General features: G+C 68.7%; 20 protein-coding genes. 7 read left to right on the top strand and 13 right to left on the bottom strand.

The genetic code is table 11. The features are described from left to right. Positions 1-197: 197 nt before the first annotated feature. From ABSY19_RS25390 to ABSY19_RS25375, 4 genes are read left to right on the top strand one after another with little or no spacing between them, the layout of a single operon-like run. On the top strand, positions 198-1,169 hold the full coding sequence (locus ABSY19_RS25390) for a tripartite tricarboxylate transporter substrate binding protein (protein WP_382157008.1): 972 nt from the start codon (positions 198-200) through the stop codon (positions 1,167-1,169). 43 nt (positions 1,170-1,212) lie between these two features. After that, positions 1,213-2,376, top strand: a complete 1,164-nt coding sequence (locus ABSY19_RS25385) for a Gfo/Idh/MocA family protein (protein WP_382157005.1) — start codon at positions 1,213-1,215, stop codon at positions 2,374-2,376. A 4-nt stretch (positions 2,377-2,380) separates the two neighbouring features. After that, the gene (locus ABSY19_RS25380; protein ID WP_382157003.1) at positions 2,381-3,568 is read left to right on the top strand and encodes a dihydrodipicolinate synthase family protein; all 1,188 of its coding nucleotides are present in this window, start codon (positions 2,381-2,383) and stop codon (positions 3,566-3,568) included. A 3-nt stretch (positions 3,569-3,571) separates the two neighbouring features. Continuing rightward, positions 3,572-4,450 (top strand): sugar phosphate isomerase/epimerase family protein, encoded by an 879-nt coding sequence (locus ABSY19_RS25375; protein WP_382157001.1) that lies wholly within the window; start codon positions 3,572-3,574, stop codon positions 4,448-4,450. Between the two features lie 50 nt (positions 4,451-4,500). Here the strand turns inward: ABSY19_RS25375 and ABSY19_RS25370 are convergent, their stop codons facing one another. Then, entirely contained in the window at positions 4,501-4,773 is a 273-nt protein-coding gene (locus tag ABSY19_RS25370; RefSeq protein ID WP_382156999.1) for a hypothetical protein, read from the bottom strand. A 148-nt stretch (positions 4,774-4,921) separates the two neighbouring features. Here ABSY19_RS25370 and ABSY19_RS25365 point away from each other — a divergent pair, with 148 nt between their 5' ends. Then, complete coding sequence (locus ABSY19_RS25365; RefSeq protein WP_382156998.1) at positions 4,922-7,168, top strand: heavy metal translocating P-type ATPase; 2,247 nt, start codon at positions 4,922-4,924, stop codon at positions 7,166-7,168. Position 7,169: 1 nt separating this feature from the next. Here ABSY19_RS25365 and ABSY19_RS25360 read toward each other — a convergent pair whose 3' ends face one another. The 3 genes from ABSY19_RS25360 to ABSY19_RS25350 form a co-directional block, all read right to left on the bottom strand. Beyond that, entirely contained in the window at positions 7,170-8,129 is a 960-nt protein-coding gene (locus ABSY19_RS25360) for a diiron oxygenase (protein WP_382156996.1), read from the bottom strand. Between the two features lie 37 nt (positions 8,130-8,166). Beyond that, positions 8,167-10,686 (bottom strand): DUF1631 family protein, encoded by a 2,520-nt coding sequence (locus ABSY19_RS25355; RefSeq protein WP_382156994.1) that lies wholly within the window; start codon positions 10,684-10,686, stop codon positions 8,167-8,169. Between the two features lie 145 nt (positions 10,687-10,831). Further along, the gene (locus ABSY19_RS25350) at positions 10,832-12,076 is read right to left on the bottom strand and encodes an MFS transporter (RefSeq protein ID WP_382156992.1); all 1,245 of its coding nucleotides are present in this window, start codon (positions 12,074-12,076) and stop codon (positions 10,832-10,834) included. A gap of 83 nt (positions 12,077-12,159) precedes the next feature. Here ABSY19_RS25350 and ABSY19_RS25345 point away from each other — a divergent pair, with 83 nt between their 5' ends. Beyond that, positions 12,160-12,996, top strand: a complete 837-nt coding sequence (locus tag ABSY19_RS25345; protein ID WP_382156990.1) for an AraC family transcriptional regulator — start codon at positions 12,160-12,162, stop codon at positions 12,994-12,996. Between the two features lie 109 nt (positions 12,997-13,105). Beyond that, positions 13,106-13,360 (top strand): hypothetical protein, encoded by a 255-nt coding sequence (locus ABSY19_RS25340; RefSeq protein WP_382156988.1) that lies wholly within the window; start codon positions 13,106-13,108, stop codon positions 13,358-13,360. Between the two features lies 1 nt (position 13,361). On the opposite strand, the gene ABSY19_RS25335 is transcribed toward ABSY19_RS25340, so the two are convergent. From ABSY19_RS25335 to ABSY19_RS25295, 9 genes are all read right to left on the bottom strand, one after another. After that, on the bottom strand, positions 13,362-14,783 hold the full coding sequence (locus ABSY19_RS25335) for a coniferyl aldehyde dehydrogenase (protein WP_382156986.1): 1,422 nt from the start codon (positions 14,781-14,783) through the stop codon (positions 13,362-13,364). A gap of 79 nt (positions 14,784-14,862) precedes the next feature. Continuing rightward, positions 14,863-17,481, bottom strand: coding sequence for an ATP-dependent chaperone ClpB (gene clpB / locus ABSY19_RS25330; RefSeq protein ID WP_382156984.1), 2,619 nt, complete (start codon positions 17,479-17,481; stop codon positions 14,863-14,865). A 99-nt stretch (positions 17,482-17,580) separates the two neighbouring features. Beyond that, complete coding sequence (locus ABSY19_RS25325) at positions 17,581-18,339, bottom strand: GNAT family N-acetyltransferase (protein WP_382156982.1); 759 nt, start codon at positions 18,337-18,339, stop codon at positions 17,581-17,583. Position 18,340: 1 nt separating this feature from the next. Then, positions 18,341-18,814: a molybdopterin synthase catalytic subunit MoaE gene (gene moaE, locus ABSY19_RS25320; RefSeq protein ID WP_382156980.1), complete on the bottom strand. Its 474-nt coding sequence runs from the start codon at positions 18,812-18,814 to the stop codon at positions 18,341-18,343. A gap of 1 nt (position 18,815) precedes the next feature. Further along, positions 18,816-19,067, bottom strand: coding sequence for a MoaD/ThiS family protein (locus tag ABSY19_RS25315; RefSeq protein WP_382156978.1), 252 nt, complete (start codon positions 19,065-19,067; stop codon positions 18,816-18,818). Continuing rightward, positions 19,064-20,356 (bottom strand): gephyrin-like molybdotransferase Glp, encoded by a 1,293-nt coding sequence (gene glp / locus ABSY19_RS25310; RefSeq protein ID WP_382156976.1) that lies wholly within the window; start codon positions 20,354-20,356, stop codon positions 19,064-19,066. Before glp ends, ABSY19_RS25315 begins: the two co-directional genes overlap by 4 nt. Next, complete coding sequence (gene mobB, locus ABSY19_RS25305) at positions 20,353-20,895, bottom strand: molybdopterin-guanine dinucleotide biosynthesis protein B (RefSeq protein ID WP_382156974.1); 543 nt, start codon at positions 20,893-20,895, stop codon at positions 20,353-20,355. The genes glp and mobB overlap by 4 nt, the downstream gene beginning before the upstream one ends. After that, the gene (gene thrC / locus ABSY19_RS25300; protein WP_382156972.1) at positions 20,892-22,334 is read right to left on the bottom strand and encodes a threonine synthase; all 1,443 of its coding nucleotides are present in this window, start codon (positions 22,332-22,334) and stop codon (positions 20,892-20,894) included. Before thrC ends, mobB begins: the two co-directional genes overlap by 4 nt. Then, positions 22,334-23,656: a homoserine dehydrogenase gene (locus ABSY19_RS25295; RefSeq protein ID WP_382156970.1), complete on the bottom strand. Its 1,323-nt coding sequence runs from the start codon at positions 23,654-23,656 to the stop codon at positions 22,334-22,336. Before ABSY19_RS25295 ends, thrC begins: the two co-directional genes overlap by 1 nt. Between the last annotated feature and the right edge of the window lie 12 nt (positions 23,657-23,668).

Raw genomic sequence — 23,668 nt, 5'->3', positions numbered from 1 at the left:
GGCTCACCGCAGACCGCCGTGGCCGCGGGGGTCGAGCCGCGCTCGGGCGCGCCGACGCCCGTAGAACCAAGGGAAAACCCTGAACTCGATGCCCACAATCTTCGCTTGCGCATCTTTCGCGACCGCTTCTATAATTTCCTCTATTCACTGATTGGTGAATTAAACCAACAACCAGCCCTTTTTCACTGGAGACAAGCATGAAACTGATTCACGCCACCGCCCTGGCCGCGTTCGCTCTCGCCACCAGCCTGCCCGCCGCCGCGCAGCAGGCCTACCCGAACAAGGCCATCCGCGTGATCGTGCCGTTCGCCGCGGGCAGCACCACGGACATCATTGCGCGCGCGATCACGGACAAGATGAGCCAGAGCATGGGCCAGCCCATCGTGGTGGACAACCGCGGTGGCGCCAGCGGCACCATCGGCCAGGCGGCTGTGGCCACGGCCGCGCCCGATGGCTACACCATCATGATCCACTCGTCTTCGCACACGGTGAGCCCCTCCACCTTCGCCAAGCTGTCCTTCGACACGGTGAACGATTTCGCGGGCGTCACCCCGATCTCCTCCACCCCCAACGTGCTGGTGATCGCCCCGAGCAGGAACCTCAAGACGCTGCCGCAGCTGGTGGCCAACGCCAAGGCCAACCCCGGCAAGATGAACTTCGCCTCCGCCGGCCAGGGCAGCGCCACCCACCTCAACGCCGAGAAGTTCAAGATGGCCGCGCAGATCGACGCGGTGAACATCCCCTTCAAGGGCTCCGCCGAGGCCGTCACCGAAGTGCTCGCCGGCCGCGTGGACTACTACTTCTCGCCCATCGCCCCGGTGATCGGCCAGATCAAGGAAGGCCAGCTGCTGGCCCTGGCCGTGGGCTCGCCGCGCCGCGCCAGCGCCCTGCCCGACGTGCCCACCACCGCCGAAGCCGGCGTGCCCGGCTCCGAATTCAACTTCTGGATCGGGATGATGGCCCCGGCCAAGACGCCGCGCGACGTCGTCAACCGCCTGCACGACGAAGTCGTCAAGGCCCTGGCCACGCCCGAAGTGAAGGAACGTTTCCTCAAGCTGGGCGCCGACGCCTGGACGCTCAAGCCCGAGCAGTTCGATGCCTACATCAAGGAAGAAATCAAGAGCAACGCCGTGCTGGTGAAAGCCGCCGGCCTGCAAGTGACCAACTGACCCCGGCCCCGGGGTTTTCAAAGCGAAGAGAAGGAATTCGACAATGGCCGTTCAACAACTCGGGATCATCATGCACGGCGTGACCGGACGCATGGGCATGAACCAGCATCTGATCCGCTCCATCTGCGCGATCCGCGCGCAAGGCGGTGTGACGCTCTCCAACGGCGACCGGGTCATGCCCGACCCCATCCTGGTCGGCCGCAACGCCGAGAAGATGGAAGCGCTGGCCAAGGCCCACAACATCCCGCGCTGGGGCACCGACCTCGATGCCGCGCTGGCCAACAAGAGCGACACCATCTTCTTCGACGCCGGCACCACGCAGATGCGCCCCACCCTGCTGGCCAAGGCCATCCGCGCCGGCAAGCACGTGTACTGCGAGAAGCCGATCGCCACCAACCTCAACGAGGCGGTGGAGATCGCGCGCCTGGCGCAGAGCTCGGGCCTCAAGCACGGCGCCGTGCAGGACAAGCTGTTCCTGCCCGGGCTGCGCAAGCTCGACATGCTGCGCCGCGCCGGCTTCTTCGGCCGCATGCTCAGCGTGCGCCTGGAGTTCGGCTACTGGGTGTTCGAAGGCGACCTGCAGCCGATCCAGCGCCCGAGCTGGAACTACCGCAAGGAAGACGGCGGCGGCATGATCCTGGACATGATGTGCCACTGGCGCTACGTGCTGGACAACCTGTTCGGTGAAGTGAAGTCGGTCTCTTGCATCGGCACCACGCACATCCCGACCCGCTGGGACGAAGCCGGCAAGCCTTATGAGTGCACCGCCGACGACGCGGCCTACGCCACCGCCGAACTCACGGGCCACAACGGCGAAAACGTGATCGCGCAGCTCAACATGAGCTGGGCCACCCGCGTGAACCGCGACGACCTCGTGACCTTCCACGTCGACGGCACGCACGGCTCCGCCGTCGCCACGCTGACCGGCTGCAAGGCGCAAAGCCGCGTGAACACGCCGCGCCCGGTGTGGAACCCGGACGTCAAGCAGACCATGAACTTCTCCGATCAATGGCAGGACGTGCCGGACACGCAGGTGTACGACAACGGTTTCAAGATCCAGTGGGAACACTTCATCCGTCACGTGGTGGAGAACGAGCCCTACAAGTGGACGCTGCCCGAAGGCGCCAAGGGCGTGCAGCTGGTGGAAGCCGCGCTGGAAAGCTGGGAGCAGCGCCGCTGGGTCCACGTGCCCGAACTCAAGGTGTGACGCCATGGCACTCTCCCTGAAACTGCCCAGCGCCTCGGGCAAGGTCGAGGCCTACACCCTGCGCGGCACCACCCCGGTGAAGCCCGCGCCGGGCGTGAAGTTCAACCGCATCGCCTACTCCGCCGCCCACGTGGTGGCCGACCCGCTCGCCGCCGTCGATCCCTGGCTGCAGTGCGCGGTGGACTGGGACGCGACCATCGCCTACCGCCAGCGGCTCTGGTCCCTGGGCCTGGGCGTGGCCGAAGCCATGGACACCGCGCAGCGCGGCATGGGCCTGGACTGGCCCACCTCGCTGGAGCTGATCCGCCGCTCGCTCGACGCCGCCAAGGACGTGCCCGGCGCGCTGGTGGCTTCGGGCTGCGGCACCGACCACCTCGCGCTGGAGAACGTGAAGACGGTCGATGAAGTCATCGCCGGCTACGAAGAGCAGATGGCCGCCATCGAGAAGCTCGGCGGCAAGCTGATCGTGATGGCCAGCCGCGCCCTGGCCCGCGTGGCCAAAAGCCCGGCCGACTACGAGCGCGTGTACGACCGCATCCTGAGCCAGGCCAAGCAGCCCGTGGTGCTGCATTGGCTGGGCGACATGTTCGACCCCGCGCTCAAGGGCTACTGGGGCGACAACGACCCCGACAAGGCCATGGACACCGCGCTGGCCGTGATCGCCGCGCACCCGGACAAGGTGGACGGCATCAAGATCTCCCTGCTCGACAAGGACAAGGAGATCGCGATGCGCCGCCGCCTGCCCTCGGGCGTGCGCATGTACACCGGCGACGACTTCAACTACGCCGAGCTCATCGCCGGTGACGGCTTCGGCGCCGAGAAGACGCACGGCCAGAGCGACGCGCTGCTGGGCATCTTCGACGCCATCGCCCCCGCCGCCAGCGCCGCGCTGGGCGAACTCGCGCAAGGCAACCTGCAGAAGTTCCACGACATCCTCGGCCCCACGGTGCCGCTGTCGCGCCACATCTTCGCCGCGCCCACGCGCTTCTACAAGACCGGCGTGGTCTTCATGGCCTGGCTCAACGGCCACCAGTCGCACTTCACCATGGTCGGTGGCCAGCAGAGCACGCGCTCGCTGCCGCACTTCGCCGAGCTGTTCCGCCTGGCCGATGCGGCCAACCTGCTGGAGCAGCCCGAGCTGGCCGTGCGCCGCATGGGCACGCTGCTGGCCCTGCACGGCGTGGAGGCCTGATCGATGCGCGACTTCTCCCAAGACCACCGCTGGCTCTCGCTCAACACCGCCACGGTGCGCAAGAGCCGGGGGCAGGACCTGCCGCTCGATCAGATCCTGGACGCCTGCGCGCGCCACGGCATCCCGGCCATCTCACCGTGGCGGGACCAGGTCGCCGCCGTCGGGCTGAAGACCATCTCGGCCCAGGTGAAGTCGCTCGGCCTGAAGCTCTCGGGCTACTGCCGGGGCGGCATGTTCCCGGCGGTGGACGCCGCCGGGCTGCAGGCCGCGCGCGACGACAACCGCCGCGCGGTGGACGAGGCCTGTGAACTGAACGCACCTTGCCTGGTGCTCGTGGTCGGCGCCTTGCCCGGCGCGCTGGCTGGTCAAGCCGCGCACAAGGACATCGGCCGCTCGCGCCAACAGGTGAGCGAAGGCATCGCCGAACTGCTCGAGTACGCCAAGGCCAACGGCATGCCGCTGGCCATCGAACCCCTGCACCCCATGTACGCGGCCGACCGCGCCTGCATCAACACCATGGAGCAGGCGCTGGACGTGTGCGACACGCTCGACCCGGGCCAGAGCGGCGCGATCGGCGTGGCGGTGGACGTGTACCACGTGTGGTGGGACCCCAAGCTGCAGGCGCAGATCGAACGCGCGGGCAAGAACCGCCTGCTGGCTTTCCACGTGTGCGACTGGCTCACGCCCACCACCGATCTGCTCAACGACCGGGGCATGATGGGCGACGGCGTGATCGACATCCCGCGCATCCGGGGCTGGGTGGAAGCGCAGGGCTTCGCCGGCTTCAGCGAAGTGGAGATCTTTTCCACCGGCAACTGGTGGAAGCGCGATCACGACGAGGTCTTGAAAACCTGCATCGAGAGGCACCGCAGCGTGGTGTGACAAAACAAGGGCCCGCATGTCGGGCCCTTGTTTTTTTGGACGGCGAGGTTTCAGCGCAGGGTGGAGGTCTCGGTGCTTGCCGCCAGCACGGCCGCCACCGGACTGCCCCGACGCTCGGCCTCGTCGGCCAGGATCAGCGAGCCTGTGGTGCGCTGTTGCAGGCGGCGCTGTTCGCCACGCTGCGTGACGTCGTTCAACACCGAGACGAACCACATCAGCAACAAGCCGGCGGCCGCAAACAGCAGCCAGATCAGCGCGTTGGAGAAAAAACCGAACCAGGAGTCGTCCCGGTTGCCAGGCAGGTAGGCGGCGTTGCGGTTCATGGAAGTCTCCTCGATGCGTTGTTGGCTTGAACGCATGATCCCAGCGGCGGCCAGCCCGGCCTGTCGGCACAACCCGCCGCCCGCTGTAGGAGCCAGCCGACAAGGACAGGCTTGACCCTCCAGCGGCTCCAGGGTTTCAAATAAGCCCATGAGCGACAAAAGCCTGACACCGAGCCCCGCCGAATCCACCGTGCTGCACGTGCCCAGCATGTGTTGCGCGGCCGAGTTCAACCTGGTGGAAAAGGAACTGCGGCGCGTGGACGGCGTGCACGACGTGGCGCCCGACTTCATCCGCCGATCGGTGCGCATCCAGCACAGCGCGATTCCCGAGCCCGAGCTGTTGGCGGCGGCGGCCCGCTCGGGCTTCGAGGTGCGCCCGGGACGCGCGGCGCCCCAGGGCAAGGGCCTGGCGTCGATCGGCATCCGCACGGTGGATGCGGCGCCCCCCGCGCCCGCCAGCCATGCGGCGCATGACCACGACCATGAACACGACCACAAGGACGGCCATGACCACGAGGAAGGACATGGCCACACGCACGCCAACGACACCTCGCCCTGGAAGCTCGCCGTGGGTGGCGTGCTGGCGCTGGCGGCGGAGGTGGTGGCGCTGGCCTATGGCGATGCCTCGTTCGGGGCGGTGGCCTTCGCGCTGGGCGCCATTGCCCTGGCCGGTCTGGACACCTACCGCAAGGGCCTCGTCGCCCTGCGCCGCTTCAACCTGAACATCAACGCCCTGATGACGGTGGCGGTGACGGGCGCCGCCATCCTGGGCCAGTGGCCCGAAGCGGCGATGGTCATGGTGCTGTTCGCGATCGCGGAAATGATCGAAGAGAAATCGCTGGACCGCGCGCGCCGCGCCATCGAAGGCCTGATGGCGATGGCGCCCGAGATGGCCACGGTGCAGCACGGCTCGGCCTGGCAGGAGGTGCCGGCGGCCACGGTGGCGCTGGGGGCGACCGTTCGCGTGCGCCCGGGTGAACGCATCGCGCTCGACGGCACCATCACCTCCGGCTCGTCGGCGGTGGACCAGGCCGCCATCACGGGCGAGAGCGTGCCGGTGGACAAGCAGGCCGGCGACAAGCTGTTCGCCGGCACCATCAACCAGAACGGCGAGTTGCTCTACCAGGTGACGGCCAAGGCCGACGACTCGACGCTGGCCCGCATCATCCGCGCGGTGCAGGAGGCCCAGGCCAGCCGCGCGCCGACCCAGCGTTTCGTGGACACCTTCGCGCGCTACTACACGCCGGCCGTGTTCGCGGTGGCCATCGCCATCGCGGTGCTGCCGCCGCTGCTCACGGGCGCGGACTGGCTCACCTGGGTCTACCGGGCGCTGGTGCTGCTGGTCATCGCCTGCCCTTGCGCGCTGGTGCTGTCCACGCCGATCTCCGTCGTGTCCGGGCTGACCGCCGCCGCCCGGCGCGGCATCCTGGTCAAGGGCGGCCTGTACCTGGAGCAAGGCCACCGGCTGAAGGTGCTGGCCCTGGACAAGACAGGCACGCTGACACAAGGCCGGCCGGTGGTGACCGACGTGCAGGCGCTGCAGGGCAGCGAAGACGAGGTGCTGGCGCTGGCGGTGTCGCTGTCCGGGCGCAGCGACCACCCGGTGTCCAAGGCGATTGCCGCGCGCGGCACCGGCACCATGCGGGAGGTCACCGGTTTCCAGGCGCTGCAGGGACGCGGCATCGAAGGCCGCATCGCGAACGAGCGCTACCGCCTGGGCAACCACCGCCTGGTCGAAGAATCGGCGGCGTGTTCGCCCGAGCTGGAGGCGAAGCTGGACGCGCTGGAGGCGCAGGGCAAGACGGCGGTGGTGCTGGTGCGCGGCAAGGTGCCCATCGCCATCTTCGCGATCGCCGACCAGGTGCGCCCGGAAAGCGTGGAGGCCGTCGCGCAGCTGAAGCAACTGGGCGTTCGCCCGGTGATGCTGACCGGCGACAACCGGCACACGGCCGAGGCGATCGCGCGGCAGGTCGGCATCGAGGACGTGCGCAGCGAGCTGCTGCCGCAAGACAAGCTCAAGGCGATTCAGGAACTCTCGGCCGGCGACACGGTGGTGGGCATGGTGGGCGACGGCATCAACGACGCACCGGCGCTCGCCCAGGCCCACATCGGCTTTGCCATGGGCGCCGCGGGGACCGACACCGCGATCGAGACGGCCGACGTGGCCCTGATGGACGACGACCCGCGCAAGCTCGCCGAGTTCATCGACCTGTCCCGCGCCACCAAGGCCGTGCTGTGGCAGAACATCACCCTTGCCCTGGGCATCAAGGTGGTGTTCCTGAGCCTCGCGGTGGTGGGTGAGGCCACGCTGTGGATGGCGGTGTTCGCCGACATGGGCGGCAGCCTGCTTGTGGTGTTCAACGGCCTGCGGCTGCTGCGCCACCACCGGCGCTGATTCAGTAGGCGCGGTCGCGGTCCAGCAGGCCGCGCTGCACGAAGAGCGCGCGCAGCGCGTCGTGCTTGAAGACACCGCAGCGCTCCAGCACCTGGAGCGTGTTGCCGCAGCGGCTGCGCATGTGCGCGTGGCGCAGGCCCTCGCCACTCACCTTGGCCAGCACGCGTTCGGTGGCGGCGGCATCCAGGCCGGCATCGCCCAGCAGGCGGCGGTGGAAGCCGTCGTCCCAGGTGTGGAAGGCCGCGATGACCTCGGGCAGCAGGCGGCCGAAGAAGGCCTGGCTGTCGCCGTCCAGCCGGGGCCAGATCCGCTCGAACAGGTGGGCGAAGTACTTCGCATGCACCCACTCGTCTTCCAGGTGCGCGAGCAGCATGCCCTGCACCGCCGTGTGCGCCGTGCCGCGCATGACGTCGACGATGGCCTTGGTGATCATGGTCTCGCCGACGAAGCCGACCATGAACCAGGCCAGGTCGCGCCGCTGCGCCGGCACCTGGGCCGCCAGCGCCTCGATGGCCGAGATCTTCAGGCTGGGTTCGTCGCGCGCCTCCAGCGCGAACACCTCGCGGATGGCGCGGCTCGCGTGGGCCGTGAAGTAGGCGTGGTAGCCCTCGTCGGTGTACAGCTTCAACGCGTCGAGCGCGAGCGCTTCGGGCACGAAGGCGCGCAGGCGGTTTTCCGCGATGACCTGGGCCGCCACGTTGACGATGCGGTGCTCGGTGAGCGCCATGTCGTCCAGGAAATGCACCAGCCGCGCGGCGCACAGGCGGTTGCGCCGGGCCATGTCGAGGTGGCGCAGCGCCGGGTGCGACATGAGTTCGTCGGTCTGGCCGAAGACGAACCACTGCACGCTGCTGAACTCGCCCGCGCTGCCGGACAGATCGAAGTCGGTCAATGAGGGCTTGGCGCGCACCGAGGCGGTGGCGATCCAGTCCTTCAACGGCGAGTCATCGCGTTTTCGCATGCGGAGAACAACGCGGCGCGGGCGGGGCGCGGCCTGCTCAGGCCGGTTCCGACACGCGCCTGGACGGCTCGACCGCCATCGCAGCCAGCGCCTTCTGCACCACACCCTGCTGCGCATTGACCGGGCGCAACAGACGACTGGCGATCAAGCGTTCGCAGCTGCGCTTGGTCATCGAATGGGGCCGGCCTCCCCGGCTCACGAACATGAACAGCGTGCCCTTGCTGCTGGCCCAGATGAGCTGGGCGCGCAGCCACTCGCGGTGGGAATACAGGTCCACCCAGTCGCCTTCGTGCAGGCCCACCAGGGTGGCGGCGGCGTTGATGTCTTCCAGCTCGCCCTCTTCGGCCAGGGCCGCGGCCTGCGAATCGTCCTCGCTGGCGCGGGCCTGCACCTGGGTTTCGATGAGGTCGCCGTAATCGGTCGGCATGGTGTCCTCGAAGCCGGCGGCTTCCAGCTCGCGCTTGCCCAGCCAGGGCTGGGCGCGCGGCTTCGGCTTGCGCTGCTCGGGCGTGGCGGGCAAGGTTTCGTCGAGGTCCATGGACATGGAGGACGGCACCTCCTCCAGGGGCATCGCGCCCGAGTTCTCCATCGGCGGCAGGCCGGAGTGGCTCGCGTCGGCGCGGATGCGCGCGCGGCGCAGGCCCAGCACCGGCTGGTGCAGGCGCATCAGCGCATCGAAAAAGGGCTTGGTTTCCTCGCGCGTCTTGCCCAGCATGTCCAGCCCCGCGTGCAGCGTGGCGAGCATGCCCGGCACCATGGCGAACAACTCCTTGGGCCGCTTGAGCGTGACTTCCTTCTTCACGCTCCACAGCAGGTTGGACACCACCTTGCGGTAGCCGCCGGGGTCGGCCTCGTCCGGCTCGTTGAGCTTGGCCGAGGCGATCACCAGCGACCAGGGGCCGTAGAGGAAATCGAGGATCACCCCGGGCGCGTTGTCCACGTCGGGCCGCTGGCTCAGGTCCCAGGCGATCTGGTCCGCCATGGCCTGCCGCTCTTCGGCATAGCGGATGGACTGCAGGCTGTTGTCCTGCAGCGCGAGTTCCTTCTGGTCCTGCGCTTCCCAACCCTGCCGCAGCTCGGTGAGCACGTCGGCGAACGGCTGGGGGTCGCGGGTGGCGGTGGCGTTGAGCTCGTTGAACGCGCTCTGCACCGGCTGGAAGAAGCTGTCGAACTCGGGCGCGAACTCGTCGTTGAACTTGAAGCTGCGCTGCGCCACGCTCTCGATCAGGCGCCGCGCTGGGTGTTCGTCTTCGTTGAAGAAGCGCGGGTTGGCCATGGCCAGGCGCAACAGCGCCGGCTCCAGCGCCACCACCGATTCGCGCACCGGCCCCAGCAGCAGCGGGTCGCTCGCCACCTGGCTGACCAGCGTGCGCACCAGGTCCAGGCCCACGGCCTGGCTGACGCGCTGCGCCTTCTGCTTGAGGTGCATGAGCACGCGCGAGCGCTCGTGCGCGGCGGCGTAGGTGCCCCAGGCCTTGTGGCTGAGCTGGCTGGAGATGCCGATCTCGCGCGCCGGCCGGTCCACCACCGGCAGGTCGCGGTACTGCGTCTGCTGCTCCAGGATCATGGACTCGTCGAGCACCGGGATCGCGGCAAACGCCTCGATGGCGGCGAGCTCTTCGCTCACCTGCTCGTAGTAGTCCGGGGTCAGGTGGCGGTCGAAGTGTTTGCCGCCCTGCTTCAGGAAGTCATGGAAGACCTGGTGGTCTTCGCCCGGCTGCATGCGCGCCAGCGTCTGCATGGACGGCAGCGGATCGGCACTGGCCCAGCCCGGAGCGTGGTGGCCGCTGCCCCCGGTGTCGCCGGCGTCCTGCCACTGGCTGCTGGGCGGGACGCCCAGCCCGGCCGCGCGGGACGACGTGCCCAGGTTGCCCGAGCGCGTGGACAGGCCGCCGGATCGGGTGGACGCGCCCGACTCTTCCACCAGCCGCACGCGGTAGCCGGCTTCCTGCACGTTGGCGCGCTGCAGGATCAGCGCCACGCGCTCGTAGAGTTTCTGCAGCTCGCGGGCCAGCGCATCGCCCATGTGCCGCAACCACAGGGCGCGCACCTCGGGCTCGGATTCGGCCGAGGCCATGAGCTCGCGCAGCGCCCGCACGAAGACCGAGGGCCGCATGGGGTTGCGCTCGGCCTGCACCGTCTGCAGGCCGATCACCGAACTCATCAGGGCATCGAGCACACCGAGTTGCTGCTCCACCACCGGCATGAGGCTGTGCACCAGCCGGGCCGATTCGAGCGACTCGTTGACCGCGTCGTCCTCCACCAGCGACAGCAGGGAGGACTCGGACAGCAGGGCCGGGCGCGAGCTGTTCATCTCGGGCGAGGCCATCAGGGCATCGCGCAGGTGCTGCGAGAAGCTGCGCCCCCACTGGATCTTGTTCTGCAACAGACCCCACCAGGCCAGCGCGAGGCGGTCGCGCTGCGCGACTTCCTTGGAGGCTTTTTCCGCGGCCTGCAGGCTGGCGATGGCCGAGTCGGCGCAGCGCGCCAGCATGTCGGGCGCGCCAGAGAGTGCTTCCTGAAAGCACTGCTGCAGCAAACGGGAGGGCGCCGTCATGGGCGGTGTGCGGGAATCGGCCGGGTGGGTATATGTATCAAGATGCTTTTATACCCGCTGGCAAGGCCCACCGCGTGAAGGCCGGCAAATATTCGGCAGCCGGGCACAACACCGGCATCGGCGGCGCCCGGGTGGCCGGCCGGCTTCAGGCCGGCGCCAAAACGGTGCGCCGCACCCGGCGCACGTTGAAAGCACTCGCGATGAGCACGGCCTGCACCACCGCCAGGCCGATCAGCACGCCCTGGAACTGGCCGTGGTCCATGAGCACGCCGAAGATCAGCGGCGAGATGGCCTGGCCGATGTCCAGCCCGGAATACACCACGCCGTACACACGGCCGGTGGCGTTGTCGGGCGTGGACTTCTTCACCAGCAGGTCGCGCGAAGGGCCCGCGATGCCGGCCGAGAAGCCCATGGCGCCGAACAGCACCGGCACCACCGCCGCCGGCACATGGGCAAAGGCCAGCACCAGCGCGATGACCGCCGCCAGGCCAAAGCCCACGCCCACCACGCGCTCGCAGCGCGCCGGATCGGACGCGAGGAAGCCACCCAGCACCATGCCGCCGGCCGCGCAGACCATGTAGATCGTCAGGCACACCGCCACCAGCGCGAGCGGCACGCCGTGCAGCTGGCGCGCGGCTTCGGGCGCGAAAGCCTGCACCACGCTGAGCGCCATGGCATAGAAAAAGAAGAAACCGAAACACATCCACACCGCCGGGATGCGCAGGAAGGCCGTGGAGCTTTCCGTGGCCGCGTGGGCCGGGCCCTGAACCGGCTTGGGCGCGGCCGGCAGGCTGAGGCGCTCGCGGTTGAACCACAGCACGGCCAGCACCGCGAAGGCCAGCACACCCGCGCTGGCCAGCGCCGCGCGCCAGGAAAAGGCCAGCGCGATCGGCACCATCATGGCCGGCGCCAGCGCCCAGCCCAGGCTGCCGGTGATGCCGTGCACGCTGTAGGCGTGCCCCAGGCGGGGCGCGCTCACCTTGCGGTTAAGCAGGGTGTAGTCCACCGGGTGGAACACCCCGTTGCCGATGCCGGCCACGATGGCAAAGAAGGCCATCATCCAGTAGCCGGTGCTGGCCGCGAACCCGAAAGCCGCCACGCCCAGCAGCGCCAGGCCGGCGAACAGCACCGGGCGGGGACCGAGGCGGTCCACGACGAAACCCGAGGCGGTCTGCACCGCGCACGAGGTGACGAAGAAGATGGTCATCAGGAAACCCAGTTCCGCGTAACTGGCGTTGAACGCGTCCTTGAGCCAGGGGAACAGCGGCGCGAGCAGCAGCTGGCTGAAATGGCTGACCATGTGGGCCAGGCCTACCAGCCCGATGAGGCTGGCGTCCTGCCGCAGGGCCACGGGCGGCGACAGGGATGAGGTGGTGCTGGAGGAAGACATGGCGTGATCGTAGATCGGCCCGACTTCGCCGAATCGCGACGATCTGTCAGAATTCGTTGAAAATCCGCCAACGCACCAAAACGATGCCTCAGCGCCCTCGCCCCGGCCCCACGCTCCTCGGAGACACCGATCCCTTCACGCCCGACGCGGCCCGCCCGGTGCGCGTGCGCGCCCGCGACCTGAGCGCGGACACCCACTTCGAACCGCACCGCCACCCCTGGGGGCAGTTGGCCTACTGCGCCACGGGCATCGTGCAGGCGATGGCCTCTCCCGACGACCCGAGCCTGCAGGCGGTGACCTACATCGTGCCGCCCTCGCGCGCCGTGTGGATTCCGCCCGGCATGCGCCACGCCGTCACGGTGCGCGAGGCCGCCGAGCTGCGCACGCTCTACATCCACGCGGGCGCCGCGCCCGCCGGCTGGACGGCCTGCCGCATGATCGTCGTCTCCCCCCTGTTGCGCGAGCTGATCCAGGCCATGGACGCGGCCACGCGGCGCGCGGCCGAACCGGCGCGCGACCGCCTGCTGACCGATCTGGTGCTCGACGAGCTGGCGCACGCCGACACCCAGACCCTGGGCGTGCCGCTGCCGCGCGACAAGCGGCTGCGCGCCTTGTGCGAGGCGGTGCTGCGCGCACCCGGCGAACGCGCCACGCTGGCCGAGTGGGCGGCCGACACCGGGGCGAGCGAACGCACCGTGGCGCGGCTGTTCCGCGAAGAACTGGGCACCACCTACCAGCAGTGGCGGCAGCAGGCGGTGCTGGCACACGCCTTGCCTATGCTCGCCCGGGGCATGCCCATCGGTCAGGTGGCGGCGGCCACGGGTTACGCCAGCGACAGTGCGTTCAGCGCGATGTTCAAGGCGGCCATGGGCCATCCGCCAACGCGCTGGGGCTTGCGGGCCGACGGCCAGCAGCGCTGAAGGAGACTCGGCGCGGCCGTCTTTCCGCCCTTCAAGGAGCTGTCATATCTGACAGGCAGCATGGGACATGCTCGGGCCAGAATGGTGCCGAGATTCGGGGAGTAAAAAGATGGAATGCAGCAACCAACGCTACGTGAAGACATCCCGCGCCTGGGACGCCCTCACCTGGCCCGACCGACTGGGCCGCCAGACACACACCGTCCTGTTGCTGGCCAACGGCAGGCGCAGCGAGCAGGAACTGGTGGGCCTGCTGGGCAACGATGTGAAAGAACTTCTGCAGCGTTTGCAGCAAGAAGGTTTGCTGCAGTGCGCCACGACCGGGGCCACGGCGGAGACCGACGACGACGCGGTGGCGGGTGCCTGACTCAGAGCCAGCGCTTGAGCAGCCCCATCACACGCTGGAACCGCGCCCCATACGGCGGGTAGAACAACTGGCCCATGGCCCAGCGCGATTGCACCAGCACCGGCTTCTGCTGCGTGAAGCGCAGGAAGCCGGCCTCGCCGTGGTACGAGCCCCAGCCGCTTTCGCCCACGCCACCAAAAGGCAGGCCTTCGTGCGCGATGTGCATCAGCGTGTCGTTCACCGTCACGCCACCGCTGACCGTGCGGTTCAGCAAGCGGTCGCGCGCAGCGGTGTCGCTGCCGAACCAGTACAGCGCCAGCGGTCGGGGTCGCAAGTTGATGAAGGCGATGGCGTCGTCGATGCCGTCGTAGGCCACCACCGGCAGGATGGGGCCGAAGATTTCTTCGCCCATCAGGCGCAGGCCCGGCGCCGCATCGAACACCAGCACGGGGTTCATCTGGCGCGCACCGCCGCTGGTGCCACCGGGTGGCGCCACATTCACCACGCGCGCGCCGCCGGCCTGGGCTTCGTCCAGCAGCGCGACCAGGCGCGCCTGATGCCGCTCGCTCACGATGGCGGCGTAGTCGGGGTTGCCCGCGATCCTGGGGAACAGGCGCGCCACGGCGGCGGTGTAGGCGCGTTCGAACTCGGCCTCCCGGTCGCGCGGCAGGAGCACGTAGTCGGGCGCGATGCAGGTCTGGCCAGCGTTGAGCAGCTTGCCGTGCGCGATCTTGACGGCCGCATCGTTCAGGTCGCACGAGGCATCGATCACGCAGGGTGACTTGCCGCCCAGCTCCAGCGTGGTGGGCGTGAGGTTGGCCGCCGCGGCCGCCGCCACCTGGCGGCCGACCTGGGTGGAGCCGGTGAAGAACAGGTGGTCGAACGGCAGGCGGGAGAAGTCCTGCGCCACGTCCGGCCCGCCCAGCACCACGCTGAACTCGTCGGCCGCGAAAGCCTGCTGCACCAGCGTGGCCATGAGGGCCGAGGTGTGGGGCGTGAGTTCGCTGGGCTTGAGCATCACGCGGTTGCCGGCCGCCAGCGCCGTGGCGGCCGGGCCGAACGTAAGTTGCAGCGGGTAGTTCCAGGGACCGATGACGCCGACCACGCCCAGGGGCTGGCGCTGGATGTGGGCCCGCGCGGGCTGCAGGTAGAGCGGCGTGGCCACGCGCTGCGGCTTCATCCAGCCGGGCAGGTGCTTGTGCAGCTGGGCCATGCCCGCGCGCAGCACGAACAGGTCCGCCGCCTCGGTGAGCTGCGGCGAGCGCACGCCGAAGTCGGCCTCCACCGCCTCGGCCAGGGCCGGCGCGTGGCTGTCGATCAGGGCACGCAGTCGGGCCAGCCGGTCGCGCCGCAATGCCAGTGGCACGCCCACCTGGGCGCGGCTGGCGTTGTACTGCGCGTCGAACAGCGCCCGCAGAGGCAGGGAGGGAGGGATCTGGGTCATGGGTTTCATGATAGGCCGCCCCTCCCGTCAAGGGTAGAGCCCCTCCCCCATCCACGACGGACGGAGGAGCCCCCCTGCCTCAGGCCTGCACGACGCCGTCGCCGAACTCGAACACGCCGGGGTTCTGCACCGGGTCCACGTCCACCGGAATGGACGACTTCGGTGGGTAGCGCCCTTCGAGCAGGAACTTCGAGAGCGGGTTCTCGATGCGCTGCTGGATCGCGCGCTTGAGCGGGCGCGCGCCGAAGACCGGATCGAAGCCGACCTTGGCCAGCTCGGCCAGGGCCGCCGGCGAGACATCCAGGTGCAGGTCCATCCTGGCCAGACGCGCTTCGAGCACCTTGAGCTGGATCGCGGCGATCGATTCGATGTGCTTCGCGTCGAGCGCGTGGAACACCACCGTCTCGTCGATGCGGTTGAGGAACTCGGGCCGGAAGTGGTTCTTGAGTTCGTCCCAGACCGCTTCCTTCACCTCGTCGTACGGTGCACCGACCATGGCCTGGATCATGTGCGAGCCGATGTTGCTCGTCATGACGATCACGGTGTTCTTGAAGTCCACGGTGCGGCCCTGGCCGTCGGTCAGACGGCCGTCGTCGAGCACCTGCAGCAACACGTTGAACACGTCGGGGTGGGCCTTCTCGACCTCGTCGAGCAGCACCACGCTGTAGGGCTTGCGGCGCACGGCTTCGGTGAGGTAACCGCCCTCCTCGTAGCCCACATAGCCGGGTGGCGCGCCGATCAGGCGCGCGACCGAGTGCTTCTCCATGAACTCGCTCATGTCGATGCGGATGAGGTGGTCTTCGCTGTCGAACAGGAAACCGGCCAGCGCCTTGCACAACTCGGTCTTGCCCACGCCCGTGGGGCCGAGGAACAGGAAGGAGCCGGTCGGGCGGTTCGGGTCGGACAGGCCCGAGCGCGAACGGCGGATGGCGTTGGCGACGGCACCGATGGCCTCGTCCTGGCCGACCACGCGCTCGTGCAGCTTGCCTTCCATCAGCAACAGCTTGTCGCGCTCGCCCTGCATGAGCTTGGACACCGGGATGCCGGTGGCGCGCGCCACGACCTCGGCGATCTCTTCCGCGCCGACCTGGGTGCGCAGCAGCTGCGGGCGGCCCTTGCCGTCCTTGTTCAGCGCCTTGCCCGACTCGACGGCCTGCGCGTCCTTCAGGCGCTTTTCCAGCTCGGGCAGCTTGCCGTACTGCAGCTCGGCGACCTTGTTGAAATCGCCCTTGTCGGTGAAGGTCTTGATCTGCGAGCGGATGCGGTCCATCTCTTCCATCACGTCCTTGGAGCCGAGCGCGGCGGCCTTCTCGGCCTTCCAGATCTCGTCGTAATCGGAGATCTCTTTTTCCAGCCGCGCGATCTCTTCCTCGATCAGGCCAAAGCGCTTCTGCGAGGCCTCGTCCTTCTCGCGGCGCACGGCTTCGCGCTCGATCTGCAGCTGGATCAGGCGGCGGTCGAGCCGGTCCATCACCTCGGGCTTGGAATCGAGTTCGATCTTGATCTTGGACGCGGCCTCATCGATCAGGTCGATCGCCTTGTCGGGCAGGAAACGGTCGGTGATGTAGCGGTGGCTGAGTTCGGCCGCGGCCACGATGGCCGGGTCGGTGATCTGCACGCCGTGGTGCACCTCGTACTTCTCCTGCAGGCCGCGCAGGATGGCGATGGTCGCCTCCACGCTGGGCTCGCCCACGAGGATCTTCTGGAAGCGGCGCTCCAGCGCGGCGTCCTTCTCGATGTACTTGCGGTATTCATCAAGCGTGGTGGCGCCCACGCAATGCAGTTCGCCGCGCGCCAGGGCCGGCTTGAGCATGTTGCCCGCGTCCATCGCGCCTTCGGCCTTACCCGCGCCCACCATGGTGTGCAGCTCGTCGATGAAGACGATGGTCTGGCCCTCGTCCTTGGCCAGTTCGTTGAGCACGGTCTTGAGGCGTTCCTCGAACTCGCCACGGAACTTAGCGCCGGCCAGCAATGCGGCCATGTCCAGGCTCAGCACGCGCTTGCCCTTGAGCGAGTCGGGCACTTCACCGGCCACGATGCGCTGCGCCAGGCCTTCGACGATGGCGGTCTTGCCCACGCCGGGTTCGCCGATGAGCACGGGGTTGTTCTTGGTGCGGCGCTGCAGCACCTGGATGGCGCGGCGGATCTCGTCGTCGCGGCCGATCACCGGGTCGAGCTTGCCCAGGCGGGCGCGCTCGGTGAGGTCCAGCGTGTATTTCTTGAGCGCCTCGCGCTGGCCTTCGGCCTCGGGGCTGTCCATCTTCTGCCCGCCGCGCACGGCGGTGATGGCCGCTTCCAGACTCTTGCGGTTCAGGCCGTTTTCATTGGCGATGCGGGCGAGTTCGCCCTTGCTGTCGGCCACGGCGAGCAGGAAGAGCTCGCTGGCGATGAACTGGTCGCCGCGCTTGATCGCCTCTTTTTCGGTGGCCTGCAGCAGCTTGGCCAGCTCGGGGCCGACCTGCACCTGGTCCTGCCCCTGCACTTCGGGCAGGCGCTTGACCGCGGCTTCCGCGGCCTTGGCCAGGCCCGGCACGTTCACGCCCGCGCGCTGCAACAGCGACTGCGGGCCGTCGGCCTGGCGCAGCAAGGCCAGCAACAGGTGGGCGGGCTCGATGTAGGCGTTGTCGGCGCCCAGGGCCAGGGTTTGCGCTTCGCCGAGGGCTTCCTGGAACTTGGTGGTGAGTTTGTCGAGACGCATGAAAAGGCTCTCCGTGAATTCAGAACTGCATCACACATGGCGCTGATCCCCGGGTTTTCAAGGCGCGGCACCCGCTGCCGCCCCCCGGGTTGACGCCGATCAAACCGACGCAGGGTCGGGCCGTCGCCAGTAAGCGTAAGCCCAGGCCGTGGAAAAGCCCAGCCTCTGGTAGAGCGCGAGCGCCGGTGCGTTGCTGGCGTCGACCTGCAGGAAGGCTTGCGGAATGCCGTGTTGCGCCGCCTCCCGGGCCATCGCGCGCAGCAAGCGCCCAGCCAGGCCGCGGCCGCGCTGCGCGGCCGCGGTGCGCATGCCGTGCACCCCCAGCCAGCCGTGGCCGAACGAGGCCGCGCCACAGGCGAGCGTCTGACCGTTCTCGCGCAGGCTGGCATACCGCGTGCCCGTGGCGCGGCTCAGCGAGCGGGCACGGCTGGCCCCATCCACCGGGTCCAGGCCCTCGCCCAGGAACATGGCCATCCAGGCCGCGTCGGGCGCATCGGCCAGGACAGCGGCCGGATCGGACTCGACGTTCAGCAGCGCCTCGATCGGGGCGGTCTGCGTCAGCGTGGGTTGCTGGCGCACGAAACCCTGCTGCCGCAAGGCCTGCTGGAAGGGCACGAACGCGGGCAGGTCCGGCAGGCGGAGCGCGGGGGTGAAGCCACGGGCCTCGTACCGCGCCAGGATCGAGGCCAGCAAGCCGAGGTCGGGCGCTGCATGGTGCAGGGGCACGGCGCTGCGCGCGCGGCCCACGGTGCCGCTGTCCATGGGCAACAACCAGCCGGGCAGCGCTTCCACCACCGCCGGCGCCACCGCCTGCAGCGTGGCGCGTTCGATGGCTTCGACGTCGGCGGCGCGGGCCATGTCAACCGTTGCGCGCCTCGATGCCCCAGCGCGCGAGCGCCGCGTCGTCGCTCACGCGGGCGTCGACCCAGCGCGCGCCCTCGGGCGTCTGTTCCTTCTTCCAGAACGGCGCCTGGGTCTTGAGGTAGTCCATGAGGAACTCGCAGGCCTGGAAGCTTTCGCCCCGGTGCGCGGAGGTCACGGCCACCATCACGATCTGGTCCAGCGGCTGCAGCAGGCCCACGCGGTGGATCACGCGCGCGCCGTACAGATCGAAACGCTGGAAGGCCTCATCGATCATGGCCTCGATCGATTTTTCGGTCATGCCCGGGTAGTGCTCCAGCTCCATCGTGCTCACGCTCTGGCCGTCGTTGCGGTCCCGCACGGTGCCGATGAAGCTGCAGACGGCGCCCACGCGCGCGTCCTGCAGGCGCAGTTGAGCGACCTCGGTGCCGAGGTCGAAGTCTTCGGTCTGGATGCGGACGCGGGGCGCCATTTCAACCACCCGTGACGGGAGGAAAGAACCCGACCTCGGCGCCCTCGGTGAGTGGGGCGGACTCTTCGCTCATGGCCTGGTTCAGGGCCACGCGCACCGCCCGGCCCGGCGCCAGCACGTCCGCGTACGCGCCCCCGCGCGCCACGAGCTCGGCGCGCAAGGCCGAGAGCGTGGTGGCCTGGGTGTCCACCGCTTCGCTGCCCATGCCCAGGGCCTCGCGGATGGCGGCGAAGTAGCGCAACTGAACTTTCATGCGAGCAGGTCCGCAAAGGAGATGTAGGACACGGGGTCGCCGTGGGCGATGGTGGTACCGGCCGGGTTGTCGACCAGGCCATCGCCCCAGACGGCGGAGGTGAGCACACCCGAACTCTGGTTGGGGAACAGGTCCAGCCCGCCCGCGGCGTTGCGGCGAACGCGCAGGAATTCGCGGCGCTTGTCGGCCCGCGCCACGGTGAAATGAGCGGGCAGCGTGGTGGCCGGCGGCAGCGCCTGGAAGCGGTTCGCCGGCACGCCTTGCAGCTTGAGCAGGAAGGGCCGCACCAGCAGCAGGAAGGTGACGAAGCTGGACACCGGGTTGCCCGGCAGGCCGATGAAATGGCAGGCAACGCCCGCCGCCGCACCCGCGCCACCATCGCGCCGCACCGTGCCGTACGCGAAGGGCTTGCCCGGTTTCATGCCGATCTGCCACAGGTCCAGGCTGCCGAGCTGTTGCACCGAGGGTTTGATGTGGTCTTCCTCGCCCACCGACACACCGCCGCTGGTGAGGATCAGGTCGTGGTGGTCGGCCGCGGTCTTGAGCGCGGCCAGCGTGGCCTCGCGCCGGTCAGGCACGATGCCGAGGTCGCTCACCTCGCAGCCCATGCGCTGGAGCAGCGTGCGCAGGAAGAACCGGTTGGAGTTGTAGATCGCGCCAGGTTTCATGGCTTCGGGCGGCACCTCGCCGGGCATCACGAGTTCGTCGCCGGTGGAGAACAGCGCCACGCGCGGCCGCGCGTTCACCAGCAGGTGCGCCAGGCCGAGGCTCGCGGCCAGGCCCAGGCTCGAGGGCGACAAACGCTCGCCCCGGGCGAGCACCACGGCGCCGCGCGTCACGTCTTCGCCCGCGCGGCGCACCCATTGGCCCGCCTCGGGCACCGCCTGGATGTGCACGGCGTGGATGTCGCCCCCCACCTCGATGGTGTCTTCCTGCATCACCACGGCATCGGCCCCGGCGGGCATGGGTGCGCCGGTGAAGATGCGCGCGCAGGTGCCCGGCTCCAGGGGCTGGCCCGCGTGGCCGGCGGCGATGCGCTGGCTCACGCGCAGCACCTCGCCCGGCTCGGTCACATCGGCCACGCGCACCGCGTAGCCGTCCATGGACGAGTTGTCGTTCGGCGGCACCTGCAGGGCCGAGACCAGGTCTTGCGCGAGCACGCGGCGGTCGGCGTCGAACGTGGCGACGGTCTCGGTCGCGCTCAGCGCCTCGACACGGCCCAGCAGGTCGGTCATGGCGTCGGCCAGCGACATCAGCGGTGCGCGTGCGGGAGGTTGGGAGGCGTTCATGGCGTCGTGGAAGGCGGATGGGCCTGGTAGGCGAAGCGGTCTGCATTGTCGAGCAACCAGAGCGCCACGTCATCGGGGTGGTTCAAATCCAGCACCGTGCGTGGGGTGGGTGCGGGCAAGGCCTGCGGGCTGTCGGTCACGACGGCGACGATGCGATCGTCGGCGGGGTAACGCACCGGCTTGCCATGGGCCTCGCGCCAGACCTCGACCTTGGCGAGGTCGCTGTCCTTGAAACCCTCGACCAGCACCCAGTCCACTGCGGGGTGCAGCTCGGCGATGAGGCTGTGCACCGAGTGCTCCACGCGGTCCTGCAGCTCGCGCATGATCACCAGCCGCCGGGGCGAGGCGGCCAGCACCTCGAAGGCGCCGGCCTCGCGGTGGCGCCAGGTGTCCTTGCCCGGGTGGTCAATGTCGAAATCGTGGTGGGCGTGCTTGACCACCGAGACGCGTTGCCCGCGCAACTGCAGCGCGGGAATCAGTTGTTCGACCAGCGTGGTCTTGCCGGATCCGGAGTAGCCCGCGAATCCGACCACCTTCATGCGCGGGCGCAGTGCTCGGCGATGAAGGCCTGCACGTCGGCGGTGCGGGCCGGCATGACCTTTACCCGCTTGGGCAGGTCTTCGATGCCCTGGAACTGCGCCGGGCGATCGGGCTGGCGGCCCAGGGCTTCGACAATGGTTTCGGCGAACTTGATGGGCAGCGCGGTCTCCAGCACCACCATGGGGGTGCCGGCTTCACGGTGTTCGCGCGCCACCTTCACACCGTCGGCGGTGTGGGTGTCGATCATCAGGCGGTGGCGCTGGTACACGTCGCGGATGGTGTCGAGCCGGTTGGCATGCGTGCTCTTGCCGCTGCGAAAACCATAGTGGCTCGCGGCCTCGGCGAACACCGGGTCGGTGCTCAGGTCGAAACGGCCCTCGCGCGACAGGCCTTCACCGAAGAAGGCCTTGACGCGATCGCCGTCGCGCCCGAGCAGGTCGAACACGAAGCGCTCGAAGTTGCTGGCCTTGGAAATGTCCATCGACGGGCTGGAGGTCTCGTGCGTGTCGGCGCTGCCGCGCACGCGGTACACACCGGTGCGGAAGAACTCGTCGAGCACGTCGTTCTCGTTGGTGGCGACCACCAGCGTGCGGATCGGCAAGCCCATCTGACGCGCCACATGGCCCGCGCACACGTTGCCGAAGTTGCCGCTGGGCACGGTGAACGAGACCTGCTCGGTGTCCTTCGTGGTGGCCTGGAAATAGCCAGCGAAGTAGTAGACCACCTGGGCCAGCAGGCGGGCCCAGTTGATCGAGTTGACGGTGCCGATCTTGTGGGCGCGCTTGAACGCGAGGTCGTTGCTGACGTCCTTGACGATGTCCTGGCAATCGTCAAACACGCCTTCGATCGCGATGTTGTGAATGTTCTCGTCCATCAGGCTGAACATCTGCGCCTGCTGGAACGGGCTCATGCGCCCGTGCGGGCTGAGCATGAACACGCGCACGCCGTGCTTGCCGCGCATGGCGTACTCGGCCGCGCTGCCGGTGTCGCCGGAGGTCGCGCCCAGGATGTTGAGTTCTTCACCGCGGCGCGCCAGCTCGTACTCGAACAGGTTGCCGAGCAACTGCATCGCCATGTCCTTGAAGGCCAGCGTGGGGCCGTTGGACAAGGCTTCGAGGTAGAAGCCGTCTTCGAGCTTCTTCAGCGGCACGATCTGCGGCGTGCCGAAGACCGCTTCGGTGTAGGTCTTCTCGCACAGCGCGCGCAGGTCGGCGGCGGGAATGTCGTCGATGTAGAGCGACAGGATCTCGAACGCCAGCGCGGCGTAGCCCCCGGGCCGGCCGCCGTTGAACGACTCGCGCAGGCGCTGCAGCGCGATGGCATCGACCTGCGGGTAACGCTCGGGCAGGTAGAGGCCGCCGTCGGGCGCCAGGCCTTCCAGCAGGATTTCACAGAAGCGCTTGCGGTCGGCGTGGCCGCGGGTCGAGAGGTAATGCATCAGTTGAGCTCTTCCTTGCGGATGCGCACGATGGGCGCCAGCACGGTGGGCAGCGTCTGCAGTTGCGCCAGGGCGTCGTTCATGGTGCCCTCGCGCGTGTCGTGCGTGAGGATGATGAGGTCGGTGGAGGTGCCACCTTCGCCGCTCACCTCGTCGGCCTCGCGCTGCAGCACCGCGTCGATGCTGATGCCGGCGCCGGCCAGCAAACCGGTGACCTTGGCCAGCACGCCGGCCTGGTCGGCCACGCGCAGGCGCAGGTAGTAGCTCGTCACCACCTCGCTCATGGGCAGCACGGTGAGATCGCTCAAGGCGTCGGGCTGGAAGGCCAGGTGCGGCACGCGGTGGTGCGGGTCGGCCGTGTGCAGGCGGGTGATGTCCACCAGGTCGGCGATGACGGCGCTGGCGGTGGGCTCGCTGCCCGCACCCTTGCCGTAGTACAGCGTGGTGCCCACGGCGTCGCCGTTGACCACCACGGCATTCATCGCGCCTTCCACGTTGGCGATCAGGCGTTTGCTCGGCACCAGGCTCGGGTGCACACGCAGCTCGATGCCTTTTGCCGTGCGCTTGGTGATGCCCAGCAGCTTGATGCGGTAGCCGAGCTGTTCGGCGTACTTGATGTCGGTGGCGCCCAGCTGGGTGATGCCTTCCACATAGGCCTTGTCGAACTGCACGGGAATGCCGAAGGCGATCGCGCTCATGAGCGTGACCTTGTGCGCCGCGTCCACGCCTTCGATGTCGAAGGTCGGGTCGGCCTCGGCGTAACCCAGGCGCTGCGCTTCCTGGAGCACGACGGCGAAGTCCAGGCCCTTGTCGCGCATCTCGGAGAGGATGAAGTTGGTCGTGCCGTTGATGATGCCGGCGATCCACTGGATGCTGTTGGCGGTGAGGCCTTCGCGCAGCGCCTTGATGATGGGAATGCCACCGGCCACGGCGGCCTCGAAGGCCACCATCACGCCCTTGGCCGAGGCGGCCGCGAAGATCTCGGTGCCATGCACGGCCAGCAGGGCCTTGTTCGCGGTGACCACGTGCTTGCCAGCGGCAATGGCTTCCATCACCAGGGCCTTGGCGATGCCGTAGCCGCCGATGAGCTCGATCACGATGTCGATCTCGGGGTTGGCGATCACGGCGCGTGCGTCGTTCACGACCTTCACGTCCGGGCCCACGATGGACTGCGCGCGGGCCACGTCCAGGTCGGCCACCATGGTGATTTCAATGCCACGACCGGCGCGCCGGCGAATCTCCTCCTTGTTGCGCTGAAGCACGTTGAACGTGCCACTGCCTACGGTGCCTATGCCCAGGAGGCCTACTTGGATCGGTTTCATGTCGGTCATGGT

Origin of the sequence: Hydrogenophaga sp. ANAO-22 (genome assembly GCF_042466645.1) — a bacterium.
Classification (GTDB): domain Bacteria; phylum Pseudomonadota; class Gammaproteobacteria; order Burkholderiales; family Burkholderiaceae_C; genus Hydrogenophaga.
The sequence above is the reverse complement of the archived record's forward strand: the minus strand, read 5'-3'. Positions and strand labels throughout refer to the sequence as shown.